The sequence below is a fragment of the Glutamicibacter sp. AOP12-B1-11 genome, from assembly GCF_052379245.1.
In the GTDB taxonomy this organism is placed as follows: Bacteria; Actinomycetota; Actinomycetes; order Actinomycetales; family Micrococcaceae; genus Glutamicibacter.
This window is the reverse complement of record NZ_JBQSYL010000069.1, coordinates 1-2,525: the sequence shown is the minus strand read 5'-3', so window position 1 is coordinate 2,525 and position 2,525 is coordinate 1. Positions and strand designations below refer to the sequence as shown.

The following is a 2,525-nucleotide window of genomic DNA, read 5'->3' as shown; positions in this document are numbered from 1 at the left end:
TCAGGGTTCTGGACATCGGCTAAAAAATAAACTCAACACTCAGCAATGATTCTTCACCCGATACCGCAACACCCGGTCCGTCCCCGGATACCGGGTGCGTGTCTCAGAGAGCCGTTCACACATCTCACCCAACGCCACCGTTTCCCGCCGGGTAGGTAACGGATCCAAGACGACGTCCAAAAAGCCGTCGGTTCGTGGGTCCAAATCCCCACTACCGGTCAACGCTTGACGCACGAACTCATTCGCGTCCTTGAACACAGATCTCAACCCGGTGTGTGAACGAATGTCAGCGACCATGGCCATGGACGCATTGAATGCGGACATCCGCACCGCATGAAGCAACTGCTTATGCTCTGTTTCCAACACCAGTTGTCCCGGATTTACTTCACCTAACGGCAGCCGGGCAGGGATCTTCTCCCACTTCTTTGTAGCCTTGTGCAGTGCTTGTTCCGCTTTGATCACCGGCGCGTTAATCTGATTAACCTCAGCGTTACTGACCACCCGGGTTTCCCCTGGTTCCGGAGTGTTCAACCGCAACATCTGTGCGTCAGCGACGCTGCTCAGCGTGCTCACCACTGCTGCTGCCGCATCTCGTGCTTGCTTCGCTTTCTCTTTCGCCGGGTTCGGCACGCTACGGGTCACGTCATCCACGGTGTGCTGATAGGTGTCGTGGGAGTCCAAAGCAAAGTGCTGGCGGGCGTATCGGAAGTAATTTTCTTGCCGCCAACGCCTGCCGATATGGAAGATCAACTCCCCAGCACTCAACGTAGTATTCGTAGTCAGCAGATGAATCTGGCGATCCGCTTCCCCGGTACTCTCACGCACTTGCTTGCCGGCAGCAACGATCCGGCTGACCTGCCGCATCCCAAACATCCCGTCCACGGTGACGCCAACGGACGGAACCAGCGCCCCTGTTTCATCCGATGCTTCGCCGGCCGCTTCAGCGTTCTTACGGGCCTTGGCATCCACCTCAACCCCGACGACAGTGTCAGCAGCCTGCTTCCACTCATGATCCTGGCCCCACTGATTAGTGAACCTCGCCTTACGGAATATTCCTGGATCAAGGTCCGGGATACTGCCCTTGCGCCAAGTCAATACGTCAAACCCTTGCTCATACAAATACTCGAACAACGCTGGGGACCAGCCTTCACGGTCAAAGCCGATCAGAACCCGCCTCTGGTCACCCACCAGCGTACGCAACTGAGGAACCAGGCCGCGCAGCTCACCGACCAGATTCTTGGACGGCGCGGCCATCACCATGAACACCGGCGCACCAGACGCGTCAGAAACCCACGTTTCCATGGACGCCGGCACCGGATATTTCAGGCGGGTCGAGTACTGCTTACCGATTTTTTTGGACCCTTGGTAGGAGCGTACGTGCCCGTCCACATACAGCAGCAACCCCAGCGCATCGCCCTCACCTGTTGGTTCCGTGCTGGCGAGGTGGTGTTTTCCTAAGGCAACAAGCAGTTCGACTGCATGGGTTTGGGCGGCGAGTTCCTGATGCTTGCGGCGGATGGTTTTTACTTCCGGGGCACGGTCCAACCCCAGAATCCTGCCCAAATCTGCTGGCTTCAACCGCCTCGCGCCTTCGGCGCGTGGCTCCCCGGCCAAGGTGCGCAGCACCGCTTCAAGGATGGTGGTGTTCAGCCCATAAAATCCAGGCTTCAATGCTGAATACACCTGATGAACACAGGACAGCAGACCGGTGGCTTCCAACGCTGGTAATGCGAGCAGTAGTCCGGCGTAGGGGATCTTCGCGGCTGGAGTGAACACCGGGACCGCTTCGGTCAGGGTTCCGGTGGACGCGGCGAGGCGTTCTTCGGTGCGTGGCGCCGGGGTTGGCAGTATCGGTAGTTCTTCTTGGATTGCTTCGGTGAGGTCAGCGGTCCTCAAATCCTGGCCAGGTACTGGTGGTTGGCCAGTGGCGGGGTCCAGCTTCATGGCGCGGCGGACACTGAATTCCGAGACACCGGTTTGCGCGGCAGTTGCCGTCAGAGTCAGGCCGCTGGCGCGTAGCTGTTGAATGCGGGTGATGACCTCTTTGGTGAGTTTGGAGCCGCCTTTCGGTCCACGTTTCTCACTAGTCAACGAGTTCAGGCCGGTGGTGTTCAGCGTGCGGTGCCAGTGCCAAATAGTGTCTTCGATGACGCCGAAGGCGTGGCCTATTTCTGCGGCTGAGGCCGCTTTCATCCGCCACAACGACACAGCTGCTAATCGTTTGGAGGTGTCATCGCCGGTGGTCCAGGAGTGCCAGAGCATTCCGTGGATGAACACTTGCCCGCCGTGATCATCTTCGAGTAAACCTGCCGCGTGTCCGATGGGTATTGCTTCGGGGCGTGGGTTGAAGGTGAGGAAGGGTTCGGCGTTCATATATGCCATCTTTCCACCTCCACGCCCCGACTAGTATGTTCAGTTAAATTCTATCGAAAGTGGGTGTGAATTAATAGAGGTTTAACGCAAAAGATCCCCGATTTCTCGGGGATCTTTTGGTGGGTTCTGTTTGAGCATGTCCAGAACCCTGG

1 protein-coding gene is annotated in these 2,525 nt (G+C 57.6%); it reads right to left on the bottom strand.

The features are described 5' to 3' along the window. Positions 1–39: 39 nt before the first annotated feature. On the bottom strand, positions 40–2,382 hold the full coding sequence (locus tag ACT3UQ_RS19590; RefSeq protein WP_444637805.1) for a putative transposase: 2,343 nt from the start codon (positions 2,380–2,382) through the stop codon (positions 40–42). Between the last annotated feature and the right edge of the window lie 143 nt (positions 2,383–2,525).